Below are 23068 nucleotides of genomic sequence, written 5' to 3'. Positions count from 1 at the left end.
TGCCCCCGATGCCGGAGTGTCAGTCGACATCTATTTGACTGACCCACCGCCATCGGGGGCAAGCCCCCTCCCACATTTAGATCTTCACAAGGTTTCACAAGCATGCACCGCTTCAATGCAGCATGAACCGGCATCGAGCACGGCACCAACACCTGAAACCTCAGCCTCACTGAATAAAATCTGAAAACCGAAAACACCAAAGCCCCGTATACCGGGGCTTTGCGCTGTCTGGAGCGCTTTTTTTGGGCAACTTGGCCACTGTGGCACGCACCCTGCAATAACCCAGATACAACCCAGTTTCGGGGACCTTGGTACAGGCAGGCCGAGAATCCCCTCTTTACACCCGGGGTGCTTGATGCGAACCGCGTCGCGCTCCACACCGCTTTGGGGAACCTCGGTACAGGCAGGCCGGGGATTCCCTCTTTAACACCGAAGCCCACTGGCTTCACCCCGTTTTGGGAGCCCTGGTACAGGCAGGCCGGGAACTCCCTTCTTTACACCCGGGGCTTATGCGGCACAGCGCCCATAGCCCCAGCCCGTTTCGGGAACCTTGGTACAGGCAGGCCGGGGATTCCCTCTTTTATTGCTCTTGGAGATGGATCTCCAGCCGCCAGCGGCCTTCAGCCTTCTCTCCCGACCATTCCCCACGCAACGGCCGCGCCGCCACCAGGCTGAGCAACAGACCGCCATCGGTCTTGCGCACGCGCCAGTTCACATCCTTGTCATTGACCTTGAGCTGCCCGCTGGCAGCCTGGCCCTGCGCGTCGAACAACAGCGCCACGGTGCCGTCGATATGCTCGCCATGCAGCTTGGGTTCGCTGTTGAACCACACCACCGCACCGTCAGTTGCCGGCGTCACCTGCAGCAACTCGACCGGGTCCGGGGTAGTCAGACGACCGATCATCAGGCCGACCATCAGGCCGACAATCGCCAAAGAGCCCAAAACCCTCGGCAATAGCTTCGGCCTGGGGTCCTCTTCGAGGGTAGAATGCAGCGCATCTTTGCCTTCGGAGCCGTGCATGTTTCACGTCATCCTTTTTCAACCAGAAATTCCGCCGAATACCGGCAACGTTATCAGGCTGTGCGCCAACAGTGGCTGCCACCTGCATTTGATCGAGCCCCTGGGCTTCGACATGGACGACAAGCGCCTGCGCCGCGCCGGGCTGGACTACCACGAGTACGCCACCCTCAAGCGCCACGCCGACCTCGCCAGTTGCCTGGAAAGCCTGGGCCACCCTCGGTTGTTCGCGTTCACCACCAAGGGCTCGCGGCCGTTCCATGATGCCAGCTTCGCCGACGGCGACGCCTTCCTGTTCGGCCCGGAAAGCCGTGGCCTGCCCGCCGAGGTGCTCGACGCCCTGCCCGACGGCCATCGCCTGCGTCTGCCGATGCGCGAAGGTTGCCGCAGCCTGAACCTGTCCAACACCGTCGCCATAGCCGTCTACGAAGGCTGGCGCCAACTCGGTTTCAAGTAACGCACAAAACAAATGTGGGAGGGGGCTTGCCCCCGATGCCGGAGTGTCAGTCGACATCTACCTGACTGATCCACCGCAATCGGGGGCAAGCCCCCTCCCACATTTTTTACCGCATCGACTTATTGAACAGTCGGTGCGCCTTCCTGTTGCATGCGCTGCAGCTCTTGCGCGTACAGGGCATCGAAGTTCACCGGAGCCAGCATCAGCGCCGGGAACGAGCCACGGGTGACCAGGCTGTCCAGGGTCTCGCGGGCATACGGGAACAGGATGTTCGGGCAGAACGCACCCAGGGTGTGGCTCATGGACGCTTCGTCCAGGCCCTGGATCAGGAAGATACCGGCCTGTTGCACTTCAGCGATGAAGGCCACTTCTTCGCCATTCTTGACGGTGACCGACAGGGTCAGCACGACTTCGTGGAAGTCGCCTTCCAGCGCTTTTTGACGGGTATTCAGGTCCAGCGCAACGCTTGGGGTCCATTCCTGACGGAAGATGGCCGGGCTTTTCGGTGCTTCGAACGACAGGTCGCGCACATAGATGCGCTGCAGCGAAAACTGTGGGCCTTGGGCTTCTGCTGCTTCGGTGTTCTGTTGGTCAGTCATCGCAGATCCTTCTTGATCTTGGGGTCTTTTAGGGTTTAGGAGTCAGACGTGAAGCAGCGCGTCCAGCTTTCCGGCGCGCTCAAGGGCAAACAGGTCATCGCATCCGCCGATGTGCTTGGCGCCGATCCAGATCTGCGGCACGGAAGTGCGCCCCGCCTTCTGGGCCATTTCGGCGCGCACCTGGGGTTTGCCGTCGACCTTGATCTCTCCGAAGGCAACACCCTTCTTCTCCAGCAAGGCCTTGGCCCGCATGCAGTAAGGGCACCAATCGCTGGAATACACGACAACCTGGCTCATATCACTTCACCAGCGGCAGGTTATCGGCGCGCCAGCTGCTGATACCACCAGACAGCTTGGCGGCGGTGAAGCCGGTCTTGAGCATTTCGCGGGCGTGAGTGCCGGAATGCTGGCCTTGGGCGTCGACCAGGATGATGGTCTTGGCCTTGTGCTTTTCCAGCTCGGCCAGGCGCGCGATCAGCTTGTCCTGGGGAATGTTCAGGGCGCCGACGATATGACCGGCGGCAAAATCCTTGGCCGGACGGATATCCACGACAACGGCCTCATCCTTGTTGACCAGCGCGGTCAGCTCCGACGTGCTCAGGCTGCGGCCACCGCGGCTCATTTCATGAGCGATCAGCAGCGCCAGCAGGATGACGAAGGCACCCGCGAGCAGGTAGTGGGCAGTGGCAAATGCAATCAGGTGATCAACCATCAAGGAGGTTCCAGGGCGTTAAAATGGCGGTAAGTATACACAGCCGTCAGGGGGGGCCAACCCCCGTAAAGCGGTGACGTGGTCGGAACTTCGCTTTAAACTGCCACTCCCTTTTCAATCCCCTTCATTAATTACCGCCGCGAGAGGATCTATGACTACGACGCCTAAACCTTTGGTCCTGATAATTCTCGATGGCTTCGGACACAGTGAAAGCCACCACGACAACGCCGTGTACTCGGCCAACAAGCCGGTGCTGGACCGCCTGACCGCCACCCTGCCCAACGGCCTGATCTCCGGTTCGGGCATGGATGTGGGCCTGCCGGACGGCCAAATGGGCAACTCGGAAGTCGGCCATATGAATCTCGGCGCCGGACGAGTGGTCTATCAGGACTTCACCCGCGTGACCAAAGCGATCCGCGATGGCGAGTTCTTCGAGAACCCGACCATCTGCGCGGCAGTCGATAAAGCCGTCGCCGCCGGCAAGGCCGTTCACTTCATGGGCCTGCTGTCCGACGGTGGCGTACACAGCCACCAGGACCATCTCGTGGCCATGGCCGAACTGGCCTTCAAGCGCGGCGCCGACAAGATCTACCTGCACGCCTTCCTCGACGGCCGCGACACGCCGCCGAAAAGCGCGCAGTCGTCGATCGAACTGCTGGACGCCGCCTTCGCCGCCCTGGGCAAGGGCCGTATCGCCAGCCTGGTCGGTCGCTATTTCGCCATGGACCGCGACAACCGCTGGGACCGCGTGTCCCAGGCCTACAACCTGATCGTCGACGGCCAGGCCGAATTCAACGCCGCCACCGCCCAGGAAGGCCTGGAAGCCGCCTACGCGCGTGGCGAGAGCGATGAGTTCGTCAAAGCCACGACCATCGGCGAGCCGGTGAAAGTCGAAGACGGCGATGCCGTAGTGTTCATGAACTTCCGCGCCGACCGTGCCCGCGAGCTGAGCCACGTATTCGTCGATGCCGGTTTCAAGGACTTCGAACGCGCGCGCCAGCCGAACGTCGAGTTCGTCATGCTCACCCAATACGCCGCCAACATCCCGGCCCCGTCGGCTTTTGCCCCGGGCAGCCTGGAAAACGTGCTGGGCGACTACCTGGCGAAAAACGGCAAGACCCAGCTACGCATCGCCGAAACCGAGAAATATGCCCACGTGACCTTCTTCTTTTCCGGTGGCCGCGAAGAACCGTTCCCGGGCGAAGAGCGCATCCTGATCCCGTCGCCAAAAGTCGCGACCTACGACCTGCAGCCGGAAATGAGCGCGCCGGAAGTGACCGACAAGATCGTCGATGCCATTGATCACCAGCGTTATGACGTGATCGTGGTCAACTACGCCAACGGCGACATGGTCGGCCACAGCGGCAACCTGGCCGCCGCGGTCAAGGCGGTGGAATGCCTGGACCTGTGCGTGGGCCGCATCGTCGAAGCCCTGGAAAAAGTCGGCGGCGAAGCGCTGATCACCGCCGACCACGGCAACTGCGAGCAAATGTCCGACGAATCCACCGGACAAGCCCACACTGCCCACACCACCGAGCCGGTGCCGTTCATCTACGTCGGCAAGCGCGACTTCAAAGTGCGCAACGGCGGCGTGCTGGCCGATGTGGCGCCGACCATGTTGATGTTGATGGGGCTGGAGAAGCCGAAAGAGATGACCGGCACCTCAATCCTGGTCTGATCTAAGCAACACCGAAAATCAATGTGGGAGGGGGCTTGCCCCCGATAGCAGTGGACCAGTCAACTCATCAGGTGACTGACACACCGCAATCGGGGGCAAGCCCCCTCCCACATTGGACTCTTCGTGTTTGGTGGATGTCTTTTCGCCATACCAGCGCCACTCGGCACCTATCTTGCCCAGAAGCCCCAAATGGGCGTTTTTTTTGCAGCGCTTGGCGGGCATACTAGGCCGTCCATTTCCCTGGTGTCGCCCGCCTCTATGCTTCGCGCCTTGATTACCCTCGCTCTTGTCTGCTTGCTCCAACCGGCATTTGCCGATGAGCGCGCACAAACCCAACAACAGTTGGACGCTACGCGTCAGGACATTACCGAGCTGAAAAAACTGCTCGGCAAGCTCCAGGAAGAAAAATCCGGGGTGCAGAAAGACCTGCGCGGCACGGAAACCGAAATGGGCCAGCTGGAGAAACAAGTCCAGGAGCTACAAAAAGAATTAAAGAAGAGCGAGTCGGAACTGGAGCGACTCGACGCTGAGAAAAAAAAACTCCAGAGCGCACGCGTTGAACAGCAACGCCTGATCGCGATCCAGGCCCGCGCCGCCTACCAGAGCGGCCGCCAGGAATACCTCAAGCTGCTGCTCAACCAGCAGAACCCGGAAAAATTCGCGCGCACCCTCACCTACTACGATTACCTGAGCAAGGCCCGCCTGGCTCAATTGAAGGGTTTCAACGAAACCCTGCGCCAACTGGCCAACGTCGAACAGGAAATCGCCGACCAGCAGTCACAGTTGCTCGACCAGAAAAGCGCCCTCGACACCCAGCGCGACCAGCTCGACAAGGTGCGCAAGGAACGCCAACTGGCCCTGGCCAAGCTCAATGACGACGTGAAGGCCCGTGACGCTAAGCTGCAAGCCCGCGAGCAGGACCAGGCCGACCTCGGCAAAGTGTTGAAAACCATCGAAGAAACCCTGGCCCGCCAGGCACGCGAGGCCGAGGAAGCGCGACAAAAAGCGCTGATCGCCCAGCAGGAAGCAGAAAAAAAGCGTCAGCGTGAGGCCGAACTGGCAGCCACTACCGACGCTCCGGCCCCACGTAAACCGGCGCATGCAGCGCCTGGCCCGCTGGTTTCCAGCGCGGGCGAATCCTTCGGCGGCCCTTTTGCTTCAGCTCGCGGCAAACTTCCATGGCCCGTTGATGGTCGACTACTGGCACGCTTTGGGGAAACCCGTGGCGATGACACCCGCGCCAAGTGGGATGGGGTGATGATCAGTGCCGCCGCCGGCAGCCAGGTCCACGCCGTCCACGGCGGTCGCGTGGTGTTTGCCGATTGGTTGCGGGGCGCCGGTCTATTGGTGATTCTCGACCACGGTAATGGCTATTTGAGTCTTTATGGCCACAATCAGACTTTACTCAAGTCGGCAGGTGATGTGGTAAAAGCCGGTGAATCCATCTCCACTGTCGGTAACAGTGGCGGCCAGGACACCCCGGCGCTGTACTTCGCTATTCGTCAGCAGGGCCGCCCGAGCGACCCTGCACAATGGTGCCGCACCCAAGGATAGGGTCGCATCTACATTAGGAGTTCGTTCGACATGCTGCATTTGTCCCGCCTCACTTCGCTGGCCCTGACGATCGCTCTGGTGATCGGCGCGCCTCTGGCTTTCGCCGACCAGGCCGCACCGGCTGCACCCGCTGGCACGGCCGCGACCACCAAGGCGCCGTTGCCGCTGGACGAGCTGCGCACCTTTGCCGAGGTCATGGACCGGATCAAGGCAGCCTATGTCGAACCCGTAGACGACAAGACCCTGCTGGAAAATGCCATCAAGGGCATGCTCAGCAACCTCGACCCGCACTCCGCGTACCTCGGCCCGGAAGATTTCGCCGAGCTGCAGGAAAGCACCAGCGGTGAGTTCGGTGGCCTGGGCATTGAAGTCGGCGCCGAAGATGGCCAGATCAAAGTGGTCTCGCCGATCGACGACACCCCGGCGTCCAAGGCCGGCATCCAGGCCGGTGACCTGATCGTCAAGATCAACGGCCAACCGACCCGCGGCCAGACCATGACCGAAGCCGTCGACAAGATGCGCGGCAAGATCGGCCAGAAAATCACCCTGACCCTGGTGCGCGACGGCGGTAACCCGTTCGACGTGACCCTGGCCCGCGCGACCATCACGGTCAAGAGCGTGAAGAGCCAGTTGCTGGAGTCGGGCTACGGCTACATCCGCATCACCCAGTTCCAGGTCAAGACCGGCGACGAAGTGGCCAAGGCCCTGGCCAAGCTGCGTAAAGACAACGGCAAGAAGCTCAACGGCATCGTGCTCGACCTGCGCAACAACCCCGGCGGCGTGCTGCAGTCGGCGGTGGAAGTGGTCGACCACTTCATCACCAAAGGCTTGATCGTCTACACCAAGGGCCGTATCGCCAACTCCGAGCTGCGCTTCTCAGCCACCGGCAACGACCTCAGCGAAAACGTGCCGCTGGCTGTGCTGATCAACGGCGGCAGCGCCTCGGCCTCGGAGATCGTCGCCGGCGCCCTGCAAGACCAGAAGCGCGGCGTGCTGATGGGCACCACCAGCTTCGGCAAAGGCTCGGTGCAAACCGTGTTGCCGCTGAACAACGAGCGCGCCCTGAAAATCACCACCGCGCTGTACTACACGCCGAACGGCCGCTCGATCCAGGCCCAGGGCATCGTGCCGGACATCGAAGTGCGCAAGGCCAAGATCACCAACGAGGCCGACAGCGAGTACTACAAGGAAGCCGACCTGCAAGGTCACCTGGGCAATGGCAACGGCGGCGCCGACCAGCCTACCGGCAGCAGCACCAAAGCCAAACCAATGCCGCAGGACGATGATTATCAACTGGCCCAGGCGTTGAGCCTGCTCAAGGGCTTGAGCATCACGCGCAGCCGTTGATATGCGCGCTGCCCTGATCATCGCTGCACTGTGCAGCCTGGCCGGGGTCGCCCACGCGACCCCGGCCGGCGAGCCGCACAAAGCCTACCTGACCCTGATCATCGACGACCTGGGGCAAAACCTGCCCCGGGATCGCCGCGTGCTGGCCCTGCCCGGCCCGGTGACCACGGCGATCATGCCCGACACGCCGCATGCCGCCGAATTCGCCCGCGAAGCGCACAAGGCCGGCAAGGTCGTGATCCTGCACATGCCCATGGACCCGGCCACCGGCCCGTTCGCCTGGCACCCCGAGCTGCCTATCGAAGAACTCGGCAAACGCCTGGACGCCGCGTTCAAGGCCGTGCCCTACACCGCCGGCATCAACAATCACATGGGCAGCCGCATGACCGCCCAGCCCGAAGCCATGGCCTGGCTGATGGGCGAGTTGCAACGGCGTCACAAGTTCTTTGTCGACAGCCGCACCAGCGCGCAGACCGTCGGTGCCGCCGAAGCGCAGAAGATCGGCCTGGCCAGTATCTCGCGGGATGTGTTCCTCGACGATGAACGCACCGAAGCCGCGATCACCACGCAATTGCAGAGCGCAATCAGACTGGCCCATAAACAGGGCTCAGCGGTGATGATCGGCCATCCTTATCCACAGACCCTGGCGGTGCTCGAACGCGAACTGCCCAAGCTCAAGGCCCAGGGCGTGGAATGGATTGATATCAAGCTGATGATCAGCGTGCGCAGCAATCAGGCGATGGCGGCGCACGGCAAGAACGGCACCTATCGCTACAAATAGCGCGCCATGATCTGGTCCAGCAGGCCTTCCTGGCGCAATTGATCCAACGCCGCCTGCAGCTTGGCCACCGTCTCATCCGGCACGTCCTTGTTCAACGCCAGGTACAACTGGGCACTGTTGAAACGCAGGACTGTCTTGAGCCCGGTCACACCGACCTGGCGCGCCAGGTAGCGGCCGGCCGGGTCGCCGGTGGCCCATAGGTCGATCTGACCATCCAGCAGCTTTTGCGCGTTGTCCTGGTCACGCAACACCAGCACGGGCTTGAGGCCACGCCTTTCCAGGGTCTCGGCAATCGCGTCGCCCCTGTAGGCGCCAATCTTGTAGCGCCGCGCCTGCGCCAGTTCGCCAAGTTGGATCTTGCTGTCGGCCTTGGCCAGCATCACCCAGTCGTCCGGGCCGATAGGGCCGACCCATTTGAACAGCGCTTCACGCTCTGGCAGACGAGCCATCACGAACACGCCATAGCCGGGTTTTTCCAGGGCGAGTTTGTAGATCCGCTCCCAAGGAAAGCGCAGGGTGAGGTTGTAGGAAATGCCTGCACGCTTGAAGGTTTCGCGCACGATGTCCACGGCGATGCCTTCGATGTTCTCGTCTGTGGCGAAGTTCTTGCCGTTTTTCGCCATGTTGTAGGGCGGGAAGTTTTCCGTCAGCAACACCAGGGAGGCGTCAGACGATTCTTCGGCTTGAACCGCACCGATCATGAGCACGGAAGTACTGGCGAGGGCGAGCAGCAGGTCTTTGAACATGAAAGTTACCGGAATCCATGGCAAGCGCAGAGAGTGCCGCGCACTTGCCATGGTGTCCAGCAGCGTTTAGCGCACCACGATACCGCGCGCGGCCATGTATGCCTTGGCCTCGGGGACGGTGTATTCGCCAAAGTGGAAAATACTCGCCGCCAGCACGGCGCTGGCGTGGCCTTCGATCACGCCGTCGGCCAGGTGCTGCAGGTTGCCGACGCCGCCAGAGGCGATCACCGGAATGCCCAGCGCATCGCTGATGGCGCGGGTCACGCCGAGGTCGAAGCCGTTTTTCATGCCATCCTGGTCCATGCTGGTCAGCAGGATTTCACCGGCGCCCAGGCCTTCCATCTTCATCGCCCACTCCACCGCGTCCAGGCCGGTCGGCTTGCGCCCGCCGTGGGTGAAGATCTCCCAGCGCGGGGTTTCGCCGGGGCCGGAGACTTTCTTGGCGTCGATGGCCACCACGATGCACTGCGAGCCGAAGTGCTGCGCGGCTTCGCCGACGAACTCCGGGTTGAACACTGCAGCGGTGTTGATCGAGACCTTGTCCGCACCGGCATTGAGCAGGTTGCGGATGTCTTGCACGGTGCGCACGCCGCCGCCCACAGTCAACGGGATGAACACCTGGCTGGCCATGCGCTCGACGGTATGCAGCGTGGTGTCGCGACCGTCGACGCTGGCGGTGATGTCGAGAAAGGTAATCTCGTCGGCACCTTGCTCATCGTAGCGACGGGCGATTTCCACCGGGTCGCCGGCGTCACGGATGTTCTCGAACTTGACGCCCTTGACCACGCGACCGTTGTCGACGTCCAGGCAAGGGATGATGCGTTTGGCCAGCGCCATGGTCAGTCCTCAGCCGTTGTAGGCATCGCAGTAAGCCTGGGCTTCAGCGACGTCCAGGGTACCTTCGTAGATCGCACGGCCGGTGATGGCGCCGATGATCCCAGGGGCCCGGGCGTCCAGCAGCGACTTGATGTCACCCAGGTTATGGATGCCACCGGAAGCGATCACCGGGATCTTAGTGGCTGCCGCCAGCGCAGCGGTGAACGGCACGTTGCAGCCCTGCATCATGCCGTCTTTGGCGATGTCGGTATAAACGATGGCGGACACGCCGCAGGCTTCGAACTGCTTGGCCAGGTCGATCACCTGCACCGTGCTGATTTCAGCCCAGCCGTCGGTGGCGACGAAACCGTCCTTGGCGTCCAGGCCGACGATCACTTTGCCCGGGAACGCACGGCAGGCCTCGGCGACGAAGGCTGGGTCTTTCACGGCCTTGGTGCCGATGATCACGTAGCTCACGCCAGCCTTGACGTAGTGTTCGATGGTTTCCAGGGAGCGGATACCGCCGCCGATCTGGATCGGCAGGTTCGGGTAACGCTTGGCGATCGCGGTCACCACTTCACCATTGACCGGCTGGCCTTCGAAGGCGCCGTTCAAGTCCACCAGATGCAGACGACGGCAACCACCTTCCACCCATTTGGCAGCCATGCTCACCGGGTCGTCGGAGAACACCGTGGAATCTTCCATGCGGCCCTGGCGCAGACGCACGCAAGCGCCGTCCTTGAGATCGATAGCGGGGATAATCAGCATCTGGCAAACCTTATTCGATATTCAGCAATGCTTGGGAAATCAGGGTTTCTCAAGCGACCACAGGTCGCTTTCGATACTTTCGAACCTTTCTCTAAGGAGCGTCTGCGTATCGAAAATCGCCCTGTTGTAATAGTGCGGCGCAACTTCAAGGGTGAACAACTCAAGGATCTCAGCGACCTCGAACGAGCCCAGCTTGAGCTCGAAACGGTCCTCCATGAAGCGCTTGATCTTGTTGGTAGCCTCACGCTCCTGTTCGGGCGTGAGGTTCAGGATCGGCAGCTTCGGCTTCTTGGCCATTTACCAGCGACCGTCCCACGCAGCGAAGTTCTGCAGCAATTGCAGACCATGGGTATGGCTCTTCTCCGGGTGGAACTGCACCGCAAAACGCGAACCTTCGGCCAGCGCGGCGGCAAAGTCGACGCCGTAGTGCCCGCCACCCACCACCTGGCGCGGGTTACCGGCGGCGATGTAATAGCTGTGGACGAAGTAAAAGCGCGCCATGTCCGGGATTTCATGCCACAGCGGGTGATCGACGGTGCGACGCACTTCGTTCCAGCCCATGTGCGGGACTTTCAGATGCTCGCCGTCTTCATGCAGGTCCTTGCCGAAGAACTTCACCTGGCCTGGAAACAGGCCGATGCAGTCCACGCCGTCGTTCTCTTCACTGCTGTCGAGCAAGGCTTGCATGCCCACGCAGATACCCAGGAACGGTCGGTCCTGGCTGACTTCACGCACCAGGCTGTCAAAGCCCAAACGACGAATTTCAGCCATGCAATCGCGAATCGCGCCAACGCCTGGGAACACCACGCGGTCGGCTTCGCGAATCACATTGGCATCGCTGGTGATCAGCACCTTGCCGGCACCTACGTGTTCGAGGGCCTTGGCCACCGAGTGCAGGTTACCCATGCCGTAATCGATAACCGCGACCGTCTGCATTACAGGACGCCCTTGGTCGATGGCATTTGCCCGGCCATACGGTCATCCAGCTCCACCGCCATGCGCAGCGCGCGACCGAATGCCTTGAACACGGTTTCGATCTGGTGGTGGGTGTTGGTGCCGCGCAGGTTGTCGATGTGCAGGCTGACGAGTGCGTGGTTGACAAAACCCTGGAAGAATTCCTGGAACAGGTCAACGTCGAAACCGCCCACGGTGGCGCGGGTGTAGGGCACGTGCATCTGCAGGCCTGGGCGGCCGGAGAAGTCGATGACCACACGCGACAGCGCTTCATCCAGCGGGACATAGGCGTGGCCGTAGCGACGGATGCCTTTCTTGTCGCCGATGGCCTTGGCAAACGCCTGGCCGAGGGTGATACCGACATCCTCCACCGTGTGGTGGTCGTCGATATGCAGGTCGCCCTTGCTGACGATATCCAGGTCGATCAGCCCATGACGGGCGATCTGGTCCAGCATGTGCTCAAGAAAAGGTACACCGATATCAAATCGGGCCTTTCCGGTGCCATCCAGGTTGATCGAGGCTTTGATCTGGGTTTCCAGAGTGTCGCGCTCGACGGACGCCTTACGTTCGGCCATCACCAGCTCCGCAAAATCATTGGGCGAAAAAGGCAGCCATTATAGGGGCGCGGGCGCTAAACAGAAACATCGAAGGGGATAAGACTGACGAGTTGAAGCGAGGAGGGTCGGGGATAGACATGTGCGTACAAGTAGGGGGGCGGGCTTGCGTGGCGAGGGAGCTTGCTCCCGCTGGGCTGCACAGCAGCCCCAAAACCTGTCACCGCGACCTGCCTGAGGCATGCGGTAAATCGATTGGGGTCGCTTCGCGACCCAGCGGGAGCAAGCTCCCTCGCCACAACAAGACTGCCCACAGGGGCAGACGGTCTTAGTGGAACAGTACCGCCGTCTTCTGCAGGGTCACCCACACACCCCACGCCAACGGAATACCCACGACCAACCATGCCGCGACAGCCAGCGGCTTGCTGCCGGCGGAGGCTTGCCATTCGAGCACGGTGCTCGAATCGGCGCCCTTGTCATGGCCCAGCGCCTGTTCGGCGGCCAGTTCGGCGTCGGTCATGAAGTACTTGTCGTCCACCGGGCGCACCAGCAAGTTGCAGATGAAACCCAGCACCAGCAGGCCGGCGAGGATGTACAAGGTGATGTCGTAGGCAGCGGCGCGTTCGACGCCGATGCTCAACTGATACTCACGCAGGTAGTTCACCAACACCGGGCCCAGCACGCCCGCCGCAGCCCAAGCGGTCAGCAGGCGACCGTGGATCGCGCCGACCATCTGGGTGCCGAACAGGTCGGCCAGGTAAGCCGGAACGGTCGCAAAACCGCCGCCGTACATCGACAGGATGATGCAGAACGCCGCCACGAACAGCGCCACGTTGCCCAGGTGCCCCAGGTTCGGGATCAGTGCATACAGGGCAAAGCCCAGGGCGAAGAACACGAAGTAGGTGTTTTTACGGCCAAGGTAGTCGGAGAACGACGCCCAGAAGAACCGGCCACCAATGTTGAACAGGCTCAACAACCCGGTAAAGCCCGCCGCAATCGCCGCGATCGACGCCAGTTGCCCGGCATTCAGTTGACCGAACGGCACATCCACACCCAGCAACTTGCCGCCGAACACTTCCTGCAGCAGCGGCGAAGCCATGCCGAGGATGCCGATACCGGCAGATACGTTCAGGCACAGCACCAGCCATACCAGGCGGAATTGCGGAGTTTTCCAGGCCACGTTCACGTGAACGTGACGGTGGGTGATCATCGCGTTGCTGGCTTTTTTCTCCGGTGCGGTCCAGCCCTCAGGCTTCCAGCCGGTCGGCGGGACGCGGTACGACAGTGCGCCACCGATCATGAACACGAAGTAAATCGCCGCCATCACCAAAAAGCTCTGCCACACGCCCACGCTGGTTGGCGAAGCGAAGTGCCCCATCAGCGCCGCCGCCAGGGGCGCACCCACCATTGCGCCGCCGCCGAAGCCCATGATCGCCATGCCGGTAGCCATGCCGCGCTTGTCCGGGAACCACTTGATCAGGGTCGACACGGGCGAGATATAGCCCAGCCCCAGGCCGATACCGCCAATGACGCCGGAGCCGATCCACATCAACCAGATCTGGTGGGTATAAATCCCCAGCGCCGAAATCAGCAGGCCACCACACCAGCACAATGCCGAGACGACGCCCGCCTTGCGTGGCCCGGCATGTTCCAGCCAGCCGCCCCAGATCGCTGCCGAGCAGCCCAGGAAGATGAAGAACAGGGTGTAGATCCAGCCGAGCATGGAGATCGGCCAGTCGCACTGGGACGAGAAGACCTGGGCGATAAAGCTCATATCCGGCGCGCAGGCGACCGGCGTGGTGATCCCCAGCGCCTTGGACAGCGGCAGCCAGAACACCGAAAAGCCGTAGGCCATGCCGATACACAGGTGGATGGCCAGGGCGGCCGGTGGAACCAGCCAACGGTTGAACCCGGGCTTGGCGATGATGCGCTCCTTGGACAGGAACGCAGGCTGCGCGGCAGTGATACCCGCCGCAGTGCTAGTGCTCATTGGTGTTTCCCCCAGTTATTAGTATGTGTTCGTCAGGCGCGCTCTCCTTCGGCCTTGCACGCAAAGCGTGGCCGTTTTGTTGAATAGAACTCCATTTAAAGCGCGACGTTACGTCGCAGAAGGCGGACGAACGCGCAGAGATTAGCATCAACGGCGTACAGAAAAACCAAAGTGCCACTACCTTTTGGGAATTATTTGTGTTTTTTGACGCCAGAATACCGTCCCGACGCTAGATACAATGTAACGATCCGTGAACTGACGCAGGCCATCGGGCGCTATACTCTGCGGCTAAATTTTGAAATCGACATACAAGGACTCGCCCATGAAAGCGTTCGGCAAAATCCTGGGTCTGGTACTTCTCGGGCTGTTGCTGATCATTGTGGCTCTCGGCTTTGCCCTGACCCATCTCTTCGATCCCAACGACTACAAAGACGAGATTCGCCAGATTGCCCGCGACAAGGCCCACATCGAGCTGACGCTCAATGGCGACATCGGCTGGAGCCTGTTCCCCTGGCTGGGCCTGGAACTGCACGAAGCCAGCGTCGCGACCCTGACCACCCCGACCCAACCGTTCGCCGATCTGCAGATGCTCGGCCTGTCGGTACGCGTGCTGCCGCTGCTGCGCCGCGAAGTACAGATGAGCGATGTGCGTGTCGAAGGCCTGAACCTGCGCCTCAACCGCGACAAGCAAGGCCACGGCAACTGGGAAGACATCGGCAAGAACGCCCCCGAGGCGACCACCGATACCCCAGCCCCAGCGCAACCGGCGGAACCGGCGACCGAGGTGAAGGCAGAGAAACCGCCGCAGCCCATCCGCCTGGACATCGACAGCCTGACCATCAACAACGCCCGCATCGAATACAACGATGAACAGACCGGCAAGCAGTTCAGCGCCGAAAGCATCCAACTGAGTGCGGGCGCCATCCACGAAGGGGCAAGTATTCCGCTGAAGCTCACCGCGTTCCTCGGCAGCAACCAGCCGGTCATGCGCGTCAAGACCGAACTCAACGGCAACCTGCGCATTCAGCGTGCGCTCAAGCGTTATCAGCTCGAAGACATGAGGATCAGTGGTGAAGCCACCGGCGAGCCGCTGCAAGGCAAAACCGTGACCTTCTCCACCCAAGGCCAACTGCTGGTGGACCTGGCGGCCAACATTGCCGAATGGACCAACCTGAAACTCTCGGCCAACCAGTTGCGCGCCCTCGGCGAACTGAAGGTCAACGACCTGGACAAGACCCCGCAGATCAGCGGCGCGCTGTCCATCGCCCAGTTTGACCTGGCCAAGTTCCTCGACAGCATCGGCAACCCGCTGCCACCGATGGCCGAGGACAGCCTGAGCAAGGTCGAGCTGGTCAGCCGCCTCCAAGGCACGCCCACCCGCCTGGCCCTGGAAGACCTCAACCTGAAACTCGACAGCAGCACCTTCACCGGCCGCGTCGCCGTGGACGATTTCGCCAAGCAATCGCTGCGCGTGCAACTCAAGGGTGACACCTTCAACGCCGACGACTACCTGCCGGTCAAGTCCGAATCCGCCAAGGGCGCAACCGCCGCACGCCAAGCCGAAGTTCAGGACAGCGAAGCCGGCGCCATGGCCGCCGGCGGCACCACACCGCTGCCGGACGCCCCCACCAAAGGCGCCTGGAGCACCGACAAGCTGCTGCCGTTGACCCGCCTGCGCACACTGGACGTGGAGGCCGACCTGGCCTTCGGCCAACTGACCCTGAGCAAGCTGCCGATCCAGAACGCCGTGCTCAAGGCCAGCGGCCTCAACGGCCAGCTCAAGCTCGACAGCCTGAGCGGCGGCCTCTACAACGGCAGCTTCCAGGCCAATGGCAGCCTCGATGTACGCCAGGATATTCCAGTGCTGGCGCTGCAAAGCCATATCAAGCAAGTGCCGGTCGAACGCATCCTGCAAGCCCAGGGGCAGACGCCGCCGATCAAGGGCCAGATCACCCTCGACAGCAACCTCAGCGGCCGAGGCAACAGCCAAAAGGCACTGATCGATAGCCTCAACGGCAACGCCAGCTTCGTGATCAACAACGGCGTGCTGCTCAATGCCAACCTTGAACAGCAACTGTGTACCGGCATCGCCCTGCTCAACCGCAAGACCCTGAGCAGCGAGCCACGCGCCAAGGACACACCGTTCCAGGAATTGAAGGGCAACCTGACGTTCCGCAACGGCGTGGCCAATAACCCCGACCTGAAGGTGCGCATCCCGGGCCTCACGGTCAACGGCAACGGCGACATCGATCTGCGCGTGCTGGGTATGGATTATCGCGTCGGCATCGTCGTCGAGGGTGACCAGCGCGAAGTGCCGGACCCTGCGTGCGAGGTAGGCGCCAACTTCCAGGGCATCGAAGTCCCGCTGCGCTGCCGTGGCCCGCTGGAGCTGGGCGCCAAGGCGTGCCGCCTGGACAAGGACGGCCTCGGCCAGGTCGCCATCAAGGCCGCCGGCAACCGCCTCAACGAGAAGCTGGAAGAGAAGCTCGACAAAGTTAACCCACAGTTGAAAGACGCGTTGAAAGGCCTGTTCAAACGATGAAAAACGAGCAGTTTTCCGAGGCGGTACTGAACTGGTACGACCGCCACGGTCGCCATGACCTGCCTTGGCAACAGGGCATCACGCCCTACCGGGTGTGGGTCTCGGAGATCATGCTGCAACAGACCCAGGTCAGCACCGTGCTCAATTACTTCGACCGCTTCATGGCCTCCCTGCCAACGGTCGAAGCCCTGGCCGCCGCACCGGAAGACGAGGTACTGCACCTGTGGACCGGCCTGGGTTACTACACCCGCGCGCGCAACCTGCAGAAGACCGCGAAGATTGTCGTGGCCGAGTACGCCGGCGAGTTTCCCCGCGACGTGGAGAAACTCACCGAACTGCCTGGCATCGGCCTGTCCACCGCCGGCGCTATCGCCAGCCTGAGCATGGGCCTGCGCGCGCCGATCCTCGATGGCAACGTCAAACGCGTGCTGGCACGCTTTACCGCGCAGGAAGGCTACCCAGGCGAACCCAAGGTGGCCAAACAACTCTGGGCCACCGCAGAGCGCTTCACGCCCCACGACCGCGTCAACGCCTACACCCAGGCGATGATGGACATGGGCGCCACCCTTTGCACCCGCAGCAAGCCCAGTTGCCTGCTATGCCCGCTGGAAAAAGGCTGCGAAGCCCACATGCTCGGCCTGGAGACGCGCTACCCGATCCCCAAGCCGCGCAAGACCATCCCCCAGAGGCGCACGCTGATGCCCATGCTCGCCAACGGCGACGGCGCGATCCTGCTTTACCGTCGCCCGTCCACGGGCCTGTGGGGCGGTCTGTGGAGCTTGCCGGAGCTGGACGACCTGCAAGACCTCGAACACCTCGCCCACCAGCACGCGCTGGAACTGGGTAAACAACAGGAACTGCCGGGGCTGATCCACACCTTCAGCCACTTCCAACTGGCCATCGAACCCTGGCTGGTCCAGGTCGAGGAATCTGCCCACCACGTGGCCGAGGCCGACTGGCTCTGGTATAACCTCGCCACCCCGCCGCGCCTGGGCCTTGCCGCCCCGGTGAAAAAACTGCTGAAGCGCGCGGCCGACGTATTGAACGCAGGAGTTTCGTCATGACCCGCACCATCATCTGCCGCAAGTACCACGAAGAACTGCCCGCCCTGGAGCGCGCCCCGTTCCCGGGTGCCAAGGGCCAGGACATTTTCGATCACGTCTCCGCCAAAGCCTGGGCCGACTGGCAGAAACACCAAACGCTGCTGATCAACGAAAAGCGCCTGAACATGATGAACGCCGAAGACCGCAAATACCTGCAAGGCGAGATGGACAAGTTCTTTTCCGGCGAGGATTACGCCAAGGCCGAAGGCTACGTGCCGCCTGCTCAATAATTGAGCAAAAATCGGGGTCGGCACGTAAGCGACGGTAATAATTAAATATTTTTTGAAAACTTGCTTGACGACCCCCTGAAAAACCAGTTTAATGCGCCCCGTTGCCCAGATAGCTCAGTCGGTAGAGCAGGGGATTGAAAATCCCCGTGTCGGCGGTTCGATTCCGTCTCTGGGCACCACTATTAAGTTTCAGGTGGTGCAAGTATCATCTGAAGCACACAAAAAACCCGCCCAGTGCGGGTTTTTTGTTGTCTTCGTTTTACCGATCCAAAGCGGGGCGGCTCACCGCCGCCCCAGCATGCAATACCCGCCTCGCGCCGTCTACTTGAGCAAAAACACCAACAACGGATTGTCGTTCAGTCGTCCGTTGAACATCGGTGCCAGGTGCTCCACTGGAGTCCCCTTCAACTGCTCGGTTTCCTTGCGCGCCACGATCACCCAGGACGGCCGCGGCAGTGCCTCCAACTGATCCAGTTGGTTGCGCCCGATAAACAGCGGCTGCTCGTCGTGATCCAGGTTCATCATGTAGCGCACCCCCCAGGTGTCCCGCCCAAGGCCGACAAACACCAACGTTCCCGGTTCTTCTGCGCGAAGCGCTTCCACCTGACTGACAAACTGCCGGGTGTCGAACTGCAGGTCCTTGGCCGGCTCCACCACCGTCACCAGCAACAACCACTGCGCGGCCAGTGCGATCGCACTGAGCCACACCAAGCGCCCCTCCCGGCGCCAGGCGATCAATGCCGCCACCTGCAGGATCACCAACACGCCGATCAGCAACGGCAACGAAACGTCCGGCCAGTAACCGTGCTTTTGCCACCCGTGCCGACACACAAAGACTGCAACCACGCACAACGCCGGCAGCGCTGCGACGAGCCACGTGTAACAGCGACGCAGCCCGACAAACCCTTTCTGCGCGTGGAGCAGCCCATAGGCGGCGACAGCGGCAAACATCGGCACCATGGGCAGGATGTAATAAGCGCGCTTGAAGTGCGGCACCGACAGCCCGAGCAGAATCATCAAGCCGCAGGCGCCGAGCCGTGCGACCAGCTGCACGTCGTCGCTGCCCCAGCGTTCCGACCAGCGATGCCGCAGCGCAACCATGCTCGCCAAGGCCAGGGGCACCACGGGGAAGTAACGGTACAGGCTCAGTTGGAAGTAGAAATAGAACGGTTCGCCGGTTTCATCGAGGCGCCCACCGACTTGCATCTTGAACACTTCATCGGCAAAGGCCTGGCCCCCACTGATCCGTGCCAATTGCATCAGCAGCCACCAGCAACACGCCAACAGCAGCAACCCGAGAACGCCGTGGATCAGCACTTGCTTGAGCCGCTCTCCCGGGCGACCCAACGCCCAGTACACGCAGACCACACCGCAGACTTCGATCAAGCCCAACGGCCCGCGAATCGCAAAGCCCAGGATGAACAGCGGGAACACCGCCAGCCGCCGTAGGCGCGAGCCAAGGCGTTCGCCACTGTGCAGCAGGTAGAAGCTGCCGACGCATAACAGCGCCACCATCTGATCCAGGCACACCGAGCGCGACTTTTCGAGCAACTGGGTGGTGAGCAAGGTCAGCAGCACCGTCAGCAGCGCCCAGGGGCGACTGGAAGGGACCAGCAAGCGATAGATCAGCGCCACCACTCCGGCAGAGGCCAACGCGGTGGGCAGGATATTCGCCAGGTGGTTGGGCGCGCCGAACAACCGGGCGAATACAAAACTGAAGAACGTCGCGGTACCGGGATAGTCAGCGTAAGGCTGGCCGTAGGTGGTCGGAAAAAGACTCGCCCCATGACGAAACATTTCCTGCAGGAACAGCGCCCAGCGTCCGTCAAACCCTTGGGGCTGCTGATCCCAGATTCCCAAGGTAAACAGCAACAAAGCAATCAGGAAAATGCCCAGGGACTCCAGGCGAAAACGGTTGCGGTGATCCATCGATTTTCCTGCCAGGTGGGAAGCGCCGGGTTATGGTGCCGAACGCATCCCAAATAGCGCCTGAACAGACCTGAACATTCATGCTTCTGGCCGATCTGCGCGCCACACCAACGCCGGGATCAGGCGAACGTAGATCAACTCGCCAATCAACTCGACCAGGGTTTGCAGGATCACCGCCGTCGCAGCCAACCCGCGCACGCCTTCGGGCAACGCCAGCGCCAGGGGCAACACCACCAGCGAGTTACGCGTCGACGCGCTGAACGTTACCGCGCGCGCCGTGACCGCCGGCAGCGCGAACAATCGCGCGGCGAACATCCCCATCAATGGCGCCAGCAGCACGAAGCCGACGTAGACCGGAATCACCGGCAGCAGCAGGCCGATATCGCGCACCACCGAGGTGATTTGCGAGCCGATCACCACAAACAGCACCGCTGCCATCGCCGGCACCGGTAACCAGGCCCAGGCACTGTTCCAAGCGTTGACGACCGGGGATCGCCCCGCCAGCGACGTGGTGCTCACCGCCAGCACCATCGGCACGACGATCAACAACAAGAACGCCTCGACAAACGGCCACACCTCCACCACCACCGCAGACTGCGCACCCAGGATCAAACCCAGGTACACCGGCAACAGCACCAACTGCAGCAACAACAGCACCGGCGTCGCGGCCAGCATCAAGCGCGAGTCGCCCTTGCCGATATGGGTAAACACCACCACGTAGTCGATGCACGGCGTCAGCAACACCAGCAACGCGCCCACCAGCAAGGCCGGGCGCTCCACCAGGCCACGCGTCAGTAGCCACACCAGCATGGGCACGAGGATGAAATTGGCCAGCAGCAACGCCGCCAGGAAACGCTGGTTGCCCACGCCTTGGCGCAGCGCCAGAAACGGGATTTGCAGGAACATCGCATACATCAGCACCGCGATGGCCGGCGTGACCAGCAAGCCGAGGCCATGCGCCCATGACGGCGCGAGCAGACCGAAAGCGGCGGCCAGGAGGACGGCGACGAAGTAGATGGGGATCTGGTTGTGTTCGAGGGTGTCGCGGGTCATGGGCTGACTCAGCTCGATCGAAAGATCGCCAGCCTAAGCACCCAAGAGGATAACGTCGAGCAACGTGACAGTCTTCGTGCCCATGACGGCCTAAATTTGGTAGTTTCGACTTCTTATAAAAAGCGCGCGGGCCTACACGCCCACAACAAAAGCGCAGATATCGAGTTGACCTATGGACCTGCCCACCAGACCCACCCCCGAAGCATTCCTCGACCCCGCCGCAGACGGCTACCCGCTTGGCGGCTTCACCTGGCGTCATATCCGAACCGACCCTACACGCCCGGTCGTCATCATCAACGCCGCCACCTCCGTGCGCTGTCGCCACTATTCACGCTTTGCCGACTACCTGTTCGCCAACGGCTTCGACGTCATCACCTACGACTATCGCGGCATCGGCGAGTCTCGCTGCGGCTCGCTGCGAGGCTTCAAAGCCTCATGGTCGGATTGGGGCAGCCTGGATTTCGAGGCGATATTGCAGCGGGCGCAGCGCGAGTTCCCGGGGCAGCCGATCGACGTGGTCGGTCACAGCTTTGGCGGTTGTGCGGCGGGGCTGGGGGCGTCGGGCGCGGTGATTCGGCGCCTGGTGACGGTGGGCGCACAATTCGCCTATTGGCGCGATTACGCGGCGAGCGGGCGTTGGCGGATGGTTGGCAAGTGGCATGTGCTGATGCCACTGGTAACGGCGCTGTTCGGCTACTTCCCGGGCAAGCGCCTGGGCTGGCTGGAGGATACCCCGGCCGGCGTGGTGCGGGACTGGAGTACGCCGACACCCAGCTATGAAACACGGCCCAGCGCGCGCGACTTGGGCGAACTGGCCTTTGCTCGGGTAACGGCGCACGTGCTGGCGATCAGCATCACCGACGATCCCTTCGGCACCGTGCCGGCCATCGAGCGGTTGCTGAACTACTTCGACCGCAGCGAACGCACTCACCTGCGCATCGCTCCTGGTGATATTGGAGAAACGCAGGTCGGGCATTTCGCATTCTTTCGCAGCGAATATAAGGATCGCTTGTGGCCGATTGCACTGGCGTGGCTAAAGCATGGCGAGCTGACACCCGGCACACCGGGCCAACGCATGGCGACGCGTGCTTAGAACTCCTTGGGATTTTCCCCAACCTGCGCTTCAATACCCGATCCAGATCCTGAACCAAGGACGTGAGCCCATGGCCTCGCCAGACAAGCAGCAAAAACGCGCCCACCGGGCAAAGGCCAAGGCCAAGCAAAACCGCACCCAACGCGCCGTCGCAACCAAGCCGGATGCGTTTGCCGGCGATGACAGCCGCATCGATCTTGAGTCGGTGGATTTGACCGAACTGTTTGTCGAGATGCGCACTGCCGGCGAAATCAGCCAGCAAGCGCTGTGCGCGGTGTTCCTGGCGCACCCGCTGTTGGCATTGGTGCTGGAGCAGGAAGGCGAAGAAGACGCCACCGACTTTATCCTGGCGGCACTGATCGAATATCGGCAGTGGGCCACCGACACCGAGGATGAAGCGGCCGCGCTGGCGTGGATCGAGTCGCCGCAGTTCCAGGCGGACTACGTCGCCGCATCCCAGGCGCTGGTGCCTTCCCAAGACTGACGCAAAAAAAATGTGGGAGGGAGCTTGCCCCCGATTCCAGTGTGTCAGTCGATATCTAATTGACTGATACATCGCTATCGGGGGCAAGCCCCCTCCCACATTTTAACTGCGGCGCAATCAAGCACCGCATTCCATCACATCAATTCAGCGCGCCGTCGCAACCAAGCCGGATGCGTTTTGCGCGGTGTTCCTGGCGCACCCACTGTTGGCATTGGTGCTGGAGCAGGAAGGCGAAGAAGACGCCACCAACTTCAAGACTGACGCAAAAAAAATGTGGGAGGGGGCTTGCCCCCCGATTCCGGTGTGTCAGTCGACATCTAATTGACTGATACACCACTATCGGGGGCAAGCCCCCTCCCACATTTGAACTGCGGCGCAATCAAGCACCGCATTCCATCACATCAATTCAGCGCGCCGTCGCAACCAAGCCGGATGCGTTTGCCGGCGAAATCAGCCAGCACGCGCTGTGCGCGGCGTTCCTCGCGCACCCACTGTTGGCATTGGTGCTGGAGCAGGAAGGCGAAGAAGACGCCACCAACTTCAAGACTGACGCAAAAAAAATGTGGGAGGGGGCTTGCCCCCGATTCCGGTGTGTCAGTCGACATCTAATTGACTGATACACCGCTATCGGGGGCAAGCCCCCTCCCACATTTGAACTTC

General features: G+C 61.7%; 24 protein-coding genes and 1 tRNA gene. 11 read left to right on the top strand and 14 right to left on the bottom strand.

Features of this window, described 5'->3' with window-relative positions; genetic code table 11:
• Positions 1-580: 580 nt before the first annotated feature.
• On the bottom strand, positions 581-1021 hold the full coding sequence (locus ACP7CJ_RS26400; protein ID WP_276195878.1) for a hypothetical protein: 441 nt from the start codon (positions 1019-1021) through the stop codon (positions 581-583).
• On the opposite strand from ACP7CJ_RS26400, the gene ACP7CJ_RS26395 reads away from it, so the two are divergent.
• Positions 1020-1475 carry a tRNA (cytidine(34)-2'-O)-methyltransferase gene (locus tag ACP7CJ_RS26395; RefSeq protein ID WP_247397321.1) on the top strand — a complete coding sequence of 152 codons (456 nt, stop codon included), beginning with the start codon at positions 1020-1022 and terminating at the stop codon, positions 1473-1475. The genes ACP7CJ_RS26400 and ACP7CJ_RS26395 overlap by 2 nt on opposite strands.
• A 119-nt stretch (positions 1476-1594) precedes the next feature.
• Here the strand turns inward: ACP7CJ_RS26395 and secB are convergent, their stop codons facing one another.
• Genes secB through ACP7CJ_RS26380 form a run of 3 tightly spaced genes read right to left on the bottom strand, consistent with a single transcriptional unit; the run spans position 1595 to position 2786 of the window.
• Positions 1595-2074 (bottom strand): protein-export chaperone SecB, encoded by a 480-nt coding sequence (gene secB / locus ACP7CJ_RS26390; protein ID WP_014716520.1) that lies wholly within the window; start codon positions 2072-2074, stop codon positions 1595-1597.
• 42 nt (positions 2075-2116) lie between these two features.
• Entirely contained in the window at positions 2117-2371 is a 255-nt protein-coding gene (gene grxC / locus ACP7CJ_RS26385; RefSeq protein ID WP_276195874.1) for a glutaredoxin 3, read from the bottom strand.
• A gap of 1 nt (position 2372) precedes the next feature.
• Positions 2373-2786: a rhodanese-like domain-containing protein gene (locus tag ACP7CJ_RS26380; protein WP_017849931.1), complete on the bottom strand. Its 414-nt coding sequence runs from the start codon at positions 2784-2786 to the stop codon at positions 2373-2375.
• 151 nt (positions 2787-2937) lie between these two features.
• Here ACP7CJ_RS26380 and gpmI point away from each other — a divergent pair, with 151 nt between their 5' ends.
• The 4 genes from gpmI (at position 2938) to ACP7CJ_RS26360 (ending at position 8146) form a co-directional block, all read left to right on the top strand.
• Positions 2938-4464, top strand: a complete 1527-nt coding sequence (gene gpmI / locus ACP7CJ_RS26375; RefSeq protein WP_276195871.1) for a 2,3-bisphosphoglycerate-independent phosphoglycerate mutase — start codon at positions 2938-2940, stop codon at positions 4462-4464.
• A 258-nt stretch (positions 4465-4722) separates the two neighbouring features.
• Positions 4723-6018 carry a murein hydrolase activator EnvC family protein gene (locus tag ACP7CJ_RS26370; protein ID WP_247397316.1) on the top strand — a complete coding sequence of 432 codons (1296 nt, stop codon included), beginning with the start codon at positions 4723-4725 and terminating at the stop codon, positions 6016-6018.
• Positions 6019-6048: 30 nt separating this feature from the next.
• On the top strand, positions 6049-7365 hold the full coding sequence (locus ACP7CJ_RS26365; RefSeq protein WP_276195870.1) for a S41 family peptidase: 1317 nt from the start codon (positions 6049-6051) through the stop codon (positions 7363-7365).
• A gap of 1 nt (position 7366) precedes the next feature.
• Complete coding sequence (locus ACP7CJ_RS26360) at positions 7367-8146, top strand: divergent polysaccharide deacetylase family protein (protein ID WP_426102697.1); 780 nt, start codon at positions 7367-7369, stop codon at positions 8144-8146.
• Here ACP7CJ_RS26360 and ACP7CJ_RS26355 read toward each other — a convergent pair.
• The 7 genes from ACP7CJ_RS26355 to ACP7CJ_RS26325 all read right to left on the bottom strand — a co-directional run bounded on the left by ACP7CJ_RS26355 (position 8137) and on the right by ACP7CJ_RS26325 (position 13974).
• Positions 8137-8892, bottom strand: coding sequence for a substrate-binding periplasmic protein (locus ACP7CJ_RS26355; protein WP_426102695.1), 756 nt, complete (start codon positions 8890-8892; stop codon positions 8137-8139). The two genes, ACP7CJ_RS26360 and ACP7CJ_RS26355, sit on opposite strands and share 10 nt — an antisense overlap.
• Positions 8893-8958: 66 nt before the next feature.
• Entirely contained in the window at positions 8959-9729 is a 771-nt protein-coding gene (gene hisF / locus ACP7CJ_RS26350; protein WP_003171107.1) for an imidazole glycerol phosphate synthase subunit HisF, read from the bottom strand.
• Positions 9730-9738: 9 nt separating this feature from the next.
• Positions 9739-10476: a 1-(5-phosphoribosyl)-5-[(5-phosphoribosylamino)methylideneamino]imidazole-4-carboxamide isomerase gene (gene hisA / locus ACP7CJ_RS26345; RefSeq protein WP_276195865.1), complete on the bottom strand. Its 738-nt coding sequence runs from the start codon at positions 10474-10476 to the stop codon at positions 9739-9741.
• A gap of 39 nt (positions 10477-10515) precedes the next feature.
• A complete protein-coding gene (locus tag ACP7CJ_RS26340) occupies positions 10516-10773 on the bottom strand; it encodes a DUF2164 domain-containing protein (protein WP_247397309.1) in 258 nt (85 codons plus the stop codon).
• Positions 10774-11412 carry an imidazole glycerol phosphate synthase subunit HisH gene (gene hisH, locus ACP7CJ_RS26335; protein WP_145159878.1) on the bottom strand — a complete coding sequence of 213 codons (639 nt, stop codon included), beginning with the start codon at positions 11410-11412 and terminating at the stop codon, positions 10774-10776.
• Positions 11412-12005, bottom strand: a complete 594-nt coding sequence (hisB, locus tag ACP7CJ_RS26330) for an imidazoleglycerol-phosphate dehydratase HisB (RefSeq protein WP_003218037.1) — start codon at positions 12003-12005, stop codon at positions 11412-11414. Before hisB ends, hisH begins: the two co-directional genes overlap by 1 nt.
• Before the next feature lie 307 nt (positions 12006-12312).
• The gene (locus ACP7CJ_RS26325; RefSeq protein WP_247397308.1) at positions 12313-13974 is read right to left on the bottom strand and encodes an OFA family MFS transporter; all 1662 of its coding nucleotides are present in this window, start codon (positions 13972-13974) and stop codon (positions 12313-12315) included.
• Positions 13975-14296: 322 nt separating this feature from the next.
• Between ACP7CJ_RS26325 and ACP7CJ_RS26320 the strand changes: the two genes are divergently transcribed.
• The 4 genes from ACP7CJ_RS26320 to ACP7CJ_RS26305 all read left to right on the top strand — a co-directional run bounded on the left by ACP7CJ_RS26320 (position 14297) and on the right by ACP7CJ_RS26305 (position 18028).
• Positions 14297-16516, top strand: a complete 2220-nt coding sequence (locus ACP7CJ_RS26320) for an AsmA family protein (RefSeq protein ID WP_426102693.1) — start codon at positions 14297-14299, stop codon at positions 16514-16516.
• Positions 16513-17580 carry an A/G-specific adenine glycosylase gene (gene mutY, locus ACP7CJ_RS26315; RefSeq protein ID WP_276195863.1) on the top strand — a complete coding sequence of 356 codons (1068 nt, stop codon included), beginning with the start codon at positions 16513-16515 and terminating at the stop codon, positions 17578-17580. The genes ACP7CJ_RS26320 and mutY overlap by 4 nt, the downstream gene beginning before the upstream one ends.
• On the top strand, positions 17577-17849 hold the full coding sequence (locus ACP7CJ_RS26310) for an oxidative damage protection protein (RefSeq protein ID WP_017849944.1): 273 nt from the start codon (positions 17577-17579) through the stop codon (positions 17847-17849). The genes mutY and ACP7CJ_RS26310 overlap by 4 nt, the downstream gene beginning before the upstream one ends.
• Positions 17850-17952: 103 nt before the next feature.
• Positions 17953-18028: transfer RNA gene (locus tag ACP7CJ_RS26305), tRNA-Phe, on the top strand.
• Positions 18029-18170: 142 nt separating this feature from the next.
• Here the strand turns inward: ACP7CJ_RS26305 and ACP7CJ_RS26300 are convergent.
• Both ACP7CJ_RS26300 and ACP7CJ_RS26295 read right to left on the bottom strand, forming a co-directional pair.
• Positions 18171-19778 carry an ArnT family glycosyltransferase gene (locus tag ACP7CJ_RS26300; protein WP_276195862.1) on the bottom strand — a complete coding sequence of 536 codons (1608 nt, stop codon included), beginning with the start codon at positions 19776-19778 and terminating at the stop codon, positions 18171-18173.
• A gap of 78 nt (positions 19779-19856) precedes the next feature.
• The gene (locus ACP7CJ_RS26295) at positions 19857-20831 is read right to left on the bottom strand and encodes an arsenic resistance protein (protein WP_276195861.1); all 975 of its coding nucleotides are present in this window, start codon (positions 20829-20831) and stop codon (positions 19857-19859) included.
• A 172-nt stretch (positions 20832-21003) separates the two neighbouring features.
• Here ACP7CJ_RS26295 and ACP7CJ_RS26290 point away from each other — a divergent pair, with 172 nt between their 5' ends.
• Together ACP7CJ_RS26290 and ACP7CJ_RS26285 are read left to right on the top strand one after the other, a co-directional pair.
• Positions 21004-21924: an alpha/beta fold hydrolase gene (locus ACP7CJ_RS26290; protein ID WP_426102691.1), complete on the top strand. Its 921-nt coding sequence runs from the start codon at positions 21004-21006 to the stop codon at positions 21922-21924.
• 70 nt (positions 21925-21994) lie between these two features.
• Positions 21995-22408, top strand: a complete 414-nt coding sequence (locus ACP7CJ_RS26285; protein ID WP_247405977.1) for a hypothetical protein — start codon at positions 21995-21997, stop codon at positions 22406-22408.
• A 401-nt stretch (positions 22409-22809) separates the two neighbouring features.
• Here the strand turns inward: ACP7CJ_RS26285 and ACP7CJ_RS26280 are convergent, their stop codons facing one another.
• Positions 22810-23013 carry a hypothetical protein gene (locus ACP7CJ_RS26280; protein ID WP_426244320.1) on the bottom strand — a complete coding sequence of 68 codons (204 nt, stop codon included), beginning with the start codon at positions 23011-23013 and terminating at the stop codon, positions 22810-22812.
• Positions 23014-23068 lie beyond the last annotated feature (55 nt).

It is taken from the genome of Pseudomonas sp. PSPC3-2 (genome assembly GCF_049897085.1).
Classification (GTDB): domain Bacteria; phylum Pseudomonadota; class Gammaproteobacteria; order Pseudomonadales; family Pseudomonadaceae; genus Aquipseudomonas; species Aquipseudomonas paraveronii.
The sequence above is the reverse complement of the archived record's forward strand: the minus strand, read 5'-3'. Positions and strand labels throughout refer to the sequence as shown.